The sequence below is a fragment of the Stenotrophomonas sp. HMWF023 genome, from assembly GCF_003060985.1.
Lineage (GTDB): Bacteria > Pseudomonadota > Gammaproteobacteria > Xanthomonadales > Xanthomonadaceae > Stenotrophomonas > Stenotrophomonas lactitubi.
Map to the genome: position 1 here is coordinate 1 of NZ_QAIJ01000138.1, position 6,593 is coordinate 6,593.

A 6,593-nucleotide genomic window follows, 5' to 3' on the forward strand; every position below is an offset into this window, starting at 1 on the left:
GTTCTTCAGCACGTCCATGATTGTTGAGAACGTACGGCCCTTGTCGTGGCTCATCAGGTTCTTCACGTTTTCCAGAAGGAAAGCGCGTGGACGCTTGGCGTCGATGATGCGGGCCACGTCGAAGAACAGCGTGCCCTGGGTCTTGTCGGAGAAGCCGTGCGGACGTCCAAGGGAGTTCTTCTTGGACACACCGGCAATGGAGAAGGGCTGGCAAGGGAAGCCAGCCAACAGCACATCGTGGTCCGGAACGTCGTTCTCCTGGACCTTGGTGATGTCCGATGCGAAGACGTGATCGGGGCCATCATGGAAGTTGGCCTTGTATGTCTTTACAGCGTACGGATCCCATTCGCTGGTGAATACACAGCGGCCGCCCTGCTTCTCGAAAGCAGTACGGATGCCACCGATGCCGGCGAACAGATCGATGAATCGGAACTGGCCCTCGCCAGACGGTGGCTCACCGAAGGGCAGAAGGCGTTGGCGGATCGCATCGGCGATGTAGGGCTTGGGTTCGGTCTCGCGCAGCTGCCAGCGGCGGACCGTCTTCGGATCAACTCCCAATGCCTGGGCGACCTCCTTGGGGCTGAAGCGTTGGAGGGAGAGGTCGATCAGTTCGTACGCGTTCATGGGCGCTCCGGGAATTCGGGGGACAGTATGTCCAATTTCTTCCCGTGGGTGAAGTGGGGCAATCAGGGCTTGCCTCGGCACGCTGTCGGGGCAACGCCTCTAGAGAAGGGGGGTGGGGCTCGTCGGTCCAGTCCGAAACGCATGGCGGCTTGAGAAGCCGGGGGCATCTTCCACCGGGTCGATCTCAAAAGCTGAGACCCATCATTTCCGAGGAGCGGTCGGCGCTACTTGGGCCAACTCTGCCAACCACCCGCCCGATGCCTGCTCAAGCTTCTGGCCCGACAGGAGCTTGAGGATCTCTGGTGAGATCTTCTGACCCTCCTCACCATAAGTGCCAAGTCTGGAAAAGATCGATACCGGCAGCTCCCGGAATCCAACGGTTCCAGTCCCAGTGATGGTCGTGTGCTTGGCGGATTTTCGCAGGGGTTCCCGTTCGATCAGATCGATCTTCTGGCGTGTCATCTCAACCCCAATGACGGCAGCACGCTCGCGCAACTGCCTGTTGTTGAAGAGATACATGGGCTTGACCGTGATGTCGCGGACGGGTTTGACAATGATCATGTGCGCAGGCCTCAGGCCGGCATCGGACATCAACCTCATCATGCGCAACTCGCCATCGTTCAACCCGAAGTTGTCGCCTGACCCCATAGGGAACTTATGCTTGAGTTCGAGCATCCAGAGTTCCTCACGGAATAGACAGATCCTGTCCAGGTTCCACGTGCCGATGAAGAATGGCTGCAGCAGGAAATTCACAAGGAGCCGCGGAATCACCAGCTGCGTCCAGATCTGCTCAGTGCTGAGCGCCTCGGCAAGGAATCCCCAGATGGCTGTGTTCTGGCGCACCTCATTCTTGACATCTGGTGCGACGGCTTGGTATCTCGGCTTTCGTCCGATATCCCGAACCAGATCCGCCAGAGGCCGTCTTGGCGTCAAGTGCTTCGAATCCCATAGACTGGCATGGAAATCATCGTTGATCAGCTCAAGGTGATACACGGTGAACACCTTTGCGAGAGCGTCAAGGTAACGTCGTTGTCCCGGCTGAGTGCCCCGGAGCCACACGAAAGCGACTGGAGGAGATCCGGCCGTGGGGGATTTAACAACGAACGTTTCCAGGTCCAGAAGCTGCAGATCACCATTCGATTCACTCGCCGCGTGTTCGAGCATTTGATCGAAGGCGCGTTCAACGACCATGCCCTCGAGAACCTGATGTTTGTCCCACTTCAAAATCTCGTGTGCCAGATCGCGATCAGTGCGATCAAGCGAACTGAAGGTTCCCCAAGGAGTTTCGTCCATCATGCTTCGACGTACCTGTCATTTTTCGACAGGATAGCGCCAGAAGCTGTCGCATACGGCACTTAGCCCGATCTAAAGGGTTCACCCCCGTTTTCACGGCCACTTACAAGAAGGCCGATCCAAGCCATAAGGAGTGTTCATGTCAAAGCGTAGGAAGTTCAGTGCCGAGTTCAAGCGCGTTGCGGTTGAGCAGGCGAGCCAGCCCGGTGTCACCTGCGCCCAGGTGGCCCGGGAGATCACCAATCCCATCAACATGAGCGTGGTGGTGATAACTACGGGCGGCACCCTCATGGGCAGCGCTGCGGCAGCACCGCCGCAGCGCACCAGACCCGCAGCGTAGTAGGCACTACCCGCGCACCTGCAGGCACGCACTGGCCTGCGCAGTCAACGCCACACAAGCCATCTTCAACCCCTCCATCACCCGATCCCCTAGGTACTCCTCGGGTGCGCCGTTCTGCCGCGTGCGCTCCGCAGCCAGCATCAGCTCCGCCACCACACGCAGCCCTGCCAGCGCGCAGTCCGCATCCGCTAGCTGAAGACACCGCCCAGGCAGTTGATGCCGCTCCGGCCAAGGCTGGCCGTCTGCAGCCGCACCAGTGCCGATGCGGTGCAGCGTGGCGACGAAGGTGTTGGGATCGACGGACGGTTCGCGCTCGGGTTCGGCGTTGTCCGGATCGTACTGCGCGTGCAGGGAACGGAAGTCCGATGTGTTCATGGCAATGCTCCGTACAGGACAGATAGCAGCGCCACCAGATAAAGGCGGCGGACGGTGCGTGGCTCGAAAACCGGTAAGTACCAGACCGGCGGGCACGAAGGCCCCCACGCACCGCCCGCCATAGAACGCGAACGAATTGCCAGCCGGCGCCACACAAAAGGTGACGCCGGCCGGCAAGCGCATACATCTGGTACATAGACGGGTTTTCGAGTCCCGCGCCACCCTTTTTCGGTGGCACGCCAAGAGATACCCGCGTAGTGGCCAAATGCCAAGAAACTGCAGAACTGACGATCGCCAGTCCTGACGCTTTCGGGATTGTCGCACACGGTGTTAAGCCGGCAAGCGATTGCGCCGCAACGCTCTTGAAGGGCTTGGCGCTATTGGCCCCAAGCGCAGGATGCCCACAGCCAGGTCCACGGCGTAGGACCAATTACGACAGATTGGAGCAGCGGTTCAGCCGGGCTGCGCCTCGGCCGTGGGCACGAAGGTCAGACGTACCCGAATCCGCGCATGCAGCGCGACGCCTTCAAGCACGACCGGTTCGAAGCGCCACTGGTCCACGGCGGTAAAGGCTGCACGATCAATCTCCCGCAGTCCGCTGGACCGCGCCACCATCACGTTGGAAACGTGGCCCAGCTCATCCAATTGAGCAACCAACAGCACCTCCATGGGGACCTGCAGCACGGTATCGGGCGGCGTGGCAGGGGCCGTTGAATACACAACGGCAGGCGCCTGCGGTAGCTCGAAGGTGGGGTTGTCACCGCGCTCTACGAACACCTCGGTGGAAACCTGCGGGTCTGCCGCCATGGCCATGGCAGGTGTAGCGCCCAGCAGCATCAGAACGAGGTTCAGTGCCAGGGCGGTGGTCAAACGGGGCATGCGTGGTTTCCATTCCGGTGCGCTGCCAGCATAGCGGCCATGCCCTGGCATCGCTTGCCTTGAATGCCGGGGTGCCGGACTGCTGCATGGTTCACACAGGCACGCCCGGCCGTGGCCACAGCGCATCATCGCGCTCCAGCTCGTAGTCGCTGCCGAACGCCAGTGCTGCTTCGCGTGGAGGAAGGTCTGCGTAGCAGCGCAACAGGTACTCATCCATGCCGGCATCGCTATGGTCGATGGCGAACAGATGGAGGAGCTCCTTATCGAAGGCTTCCAGCCACGTGGGGTCGATCTTGGTCATGGTTATCCTTCGGTGGGAGTGGGAAGGATGGTCGCAGTGGGTCTCACAGGATGGGAGGTGTCCACGTCGTGGTTCTGCATTTCATAGTGGTCTGATTGCCCGCCAATGCAGGCAGCGTTAGAACAGTGTCGTCGTTCTTCTATTGATGGGTGTCACATGTGGCGAGATCCAGACAGCTGCCAGCCCGCTGGCGGTAGCACGTAGCCCATACAGGGCCACCGCTCCGGTGGGGCTCAAGTCCCCCGCGCGGATGCCGATACCGACCTCAGGTTCGCCCTGCGACGTGCAATGTCGCAGGGTTGTCGCACGCTCTAGGCCGGCGCTGTTGCCGGCCAGCAGGACACAGGAAGATGTTGATGACGGGAAGTCACCGCTGGATGGTCCGGGTATGAGCCGGGCTGGTCACCGCACGCCGCCGGTTGCGCCGGCAGATCACGCGCTACCCGCTGCGCGGCAGCCGCGCTTCTCGCTGGAGAAGGACGTGGTTCTGGCCGCGCAGACGCGCGTGCAGCTGCAGGAGTGCCTGGCGCGCATCCGCCACCATCGCACCATCTATCGCGAGTGGGGATTCGAGGCGGTTGATCCGCTCGGCCGCAGCAGCGTCATCAACTTCCATGGGCCGCCGGGAACGGGCAAGACCATGGCCGCCGAGGCGCTGGCCGGAACCTTGGGGCTGGGCTTCCACCACATCGGCATTGCCGAGCTGGAAAGCCGCTACATGGGCGAAACCGCACGCAACATCCAGGCCGCTTTCAGGATGGCCCACGACAGTGCCTCGCTGCTGTTCTTCGACGAGGCCGATACGCTGCTGGGCGCCCGCCTTTCCAATGTGACACAGGGCGTGGACAACGAGGTCAACGCGATGCGCTCGACCCTGCTGATCGAGCTGGAGCGCTTTGAAGGCATCGTGGTGTTCGCCAGCAACTTCGCGCGCAACTACGACGAAGCCTTCCGCAGCCGTATCAGCTATCACATCCACTTCGACCTGCCCGACAGGCTCGCCCGCCACGCGCTCTGGGACCGCATGCTGGTGCCCGGCATTCCGCTGGCTGACGAGCGGGCTGCGCTGCTGGGGCAGGCCGCCGACGCCTCGCGCGGTCTCTCGGGACGGGACATACGCACCTGCCTGCGACTGGCGTTGCCCAAGGCCCTGCTGGACGTCGACTGCCAGCCCGCGCTGGCGAAGCTGAGCTGGCCACACCTGCAACAGGCGATCAGTGACGTACAGCGCGCACAGCAGCACGTCGGGCGCAACGCGTCTTCACCCGCCGGCGCGCAGGCGGCCCGAGATCTTCTTGGCGTGTAAGCACGCCCTTCCTCTACCACCAAAGGAACCCAGCCATGGGATGGTTCACCAATGCAGTTGCGGCAACCACACGCTTCGTCAGCACGGCGGCACAGAAGGTTGCCAGTGCCGCACAGAAGACCTGGGAAGTAGTCAAGAAAACCGCGGTCAAGGTCGTGACCCTGGTCGCCACCGACGGCGAGAAGACCGTCGCCAAGGCAAAGGATCTGTGGAAGACCGCGCGCCCGTATGTGAAACAGGCTACGGCGTGGCTGCGCACGGTTGCTCCGCATCCGCTGATCAAGAACGTTGCTCTGGCCATTGATACGCTGTTGGCGCTGGAGAACTCTCCCGTGCTGCATTGGATTGACAAGGCGGTGACCTGGACCATCGAGCTCGCCAAGCGCCTGAACGCGGCGATGGAGAAGGGCGTGCAGGTGGAGCTGGATGCCGCGGAGCGCGCACAGGCCGAGCAGTATCAGCAGAAGTTCCGCGATGCTGCCGGCAGCTTCAGCGGAGAGCAGGCCCATGCGGTATCGGTGGTGGCGATGGTCAATGATCTGGTGCTTGCACAGGACAGGATCAATGCACTGGTGGAGACCGGCGAAGTGGCCGACGTCGACCACTTCCTTCGCCTGCGCGCCACGCAGAAGCTGTTGAAGGAAGCGAATGCACGGCTTGCGGCGGCGACGGAGAGCCGCATTGATACGGACGACATCTTCCTGGTGCGCGTGGCGTCCGATCTGCTCAATGCGGATCCCTCTCTGTCGAGCGAGGATGCGCAGGCGTTGGACGACCTGCTGCAGCGTCGACATGGTCGTGGCCTGCTGCCGTTCGCCTTCGAGGAAATGCTGCCGGCATGGCACATGCGCAACCAGGCACTGGAAGCGCAGTGGGAGGCAATGAACGATACGCTGCCCGCCAGGCAGGTGAAGCTGCGCCGGTTGGAGGCGGAGCTATCGATCTCGGCAGATGGGCGCCTTGACGAAGCCGACCAGGCTGAACTGGATGTTCTTCGTCTCTCCGTACCGCTTGAGCAGAAAGCATTCGACGACCTGGCAGACGAAAAGCTGGCGCTCTCCCAGTACCTGCATGCGGCTGAGGGCTTCCTGCAGGTCCTTGAGCGCCCCGCCGAGGAGCTTGAGGCTGCTGGAATGGGCTACCTGATCGATGCCGGGCAGCAGGTTGGCGAGCTCATCATCCAGGGTGCCGAGCAGGGCAAGCAGTGGAACGAGTTCACGCCCAGGCAGCAGGAACTGATCATCGATTTCGCCAACATCTTCGAGGATGAGTGCCTGGAGCGCGTGCAGCGCCTGGTTGAGGTTGCGGCCTGATGCTTGTACACGTCGTTGACTTCATCTGGCCGGATTTCAGTGAGCCGTTCCAGCTGGCCTTCTTCGCGATCATCCTCGGCGCCGCAGTGGCGACCGTTGTGGGGGTGTGGCGCACTGCGCGGCCTGATAACTGGAAGGCCAACTGGGAAGGCACGGAGCGCG

Annotated in this window: 7 protein-coding genes and 1 pseudogene; 3 read left to right on the forward strand and 5 right to left on the reverse strand. The window is 61.9% G+C overall.

Translation table 11 applies throughout. The annotated features are described in order from the left end of the window. Both dcm and DBR20_RS07355 read right to left on the reverse strand, forming a co-directional pair. On the reverse strand, positions 1-624 hold a 624-nt coding region (dcm, locus tag DBR20_RS07350; protein WP_146186969.1), incomplete at its 3' end, for a DNA (cytosine-5-)-methyltransferase. A 201-nt stretch (positions 625-825) separates the two neighbouring features. Next, on the reverse strand, positions 826-1,920 hold the full coding sequence (locus DBR20_RS07355) for a hypothetical protein (RefSeq protein ID WP_108265723.1): 1,095 nt from the start codon (positions 1,918-1,920) through the stop codon (positions 826-828). Positions 1,921-2,056: 136 nt separating this feature from the next. Between DBR20_RS07355 and DBR20_RS07360 the strand changes: the two are divergent. Beyond that, positions 2,057-2,152: pseudogene (locus tag DBR20_RS07360) on the forward strand (transposase); the annotation flags it as partial. 111 nt (positions 2,153-2,263) lie between these two features. On the opposite strand, the gene DBR20_RS07365 reads toward DBR20_RS07360, so the two are convergent. From DBR20_RS07365 to DBR20_RS07375, 3 genes are all read right to left on the reverse strand, one after another. Further along, complete coding sequence (locus DBR20_RS07365; RefSeq protein ID WP_108265724.1) at positions 2,264-2,632, reverse strand: hypothetical protein; 369 nt, start codon at positions 2,630-2,632, stop codon at positions 2,264-2,266. Between the two features lie 453 nt (positions 2,633-3,085). Beyond that, the gene (locus tag DBR20_RS07370; RefSeq protein WP_108265725.1) at positions 3,086-3,511 is read right to left on the reverse strand and encodes a TonB family protein; all 426 of its coding nucleotides are present in this window, start codon (positions 3,509-3,511) and stop codon (positions 3,086-3,088) included. 91 nt (positions 3,512-3,602) lie between these two features. Further along, a complete protein-coding gene (locus tag DBR20_RS07375; RefSeq protein ID WP_181393043.1) occupies positions 3,603-3,812 on the reverse strand; it encodes a hypothetical protein in 210 nt (69 codons plus the stop codon). Between the two features lie 388 nt (positions 3,813-4,200). Here DBR20_RS07375 and DBR20_RS07380 point away from each other — a divergent pair, with 388 nt between their 5' ends. Both DBR20_RS07380 and DBR20_RS07385 read left to right on the forward strand, forming a co-directional pair. Further along, the gene (locus tag DBR20_RS07380; protein ID WP_108265727.1) at positions 4,201-5,118 is read left to right on the forward strand and encodes an ATP-binding protein; all 918 of its coding nucleotides are present in this window, start codon (positions 4,201-4,203) and stop codon (positions 5,116-5,118) included. 35 nt (positions 5,119-5,153) lie between these two features. Beyond that, a complete protein-coding gene (locus DBR20_RS07385) occupies positions 5,154-6,431 on the forward strand; it encodes a hypothetical protein (protein ID WP_108265728.1) in 1,278 nt (425 codons plus the stop codon). Positions 6,432-6,593 lie beyond the last annotated feature (162 nt).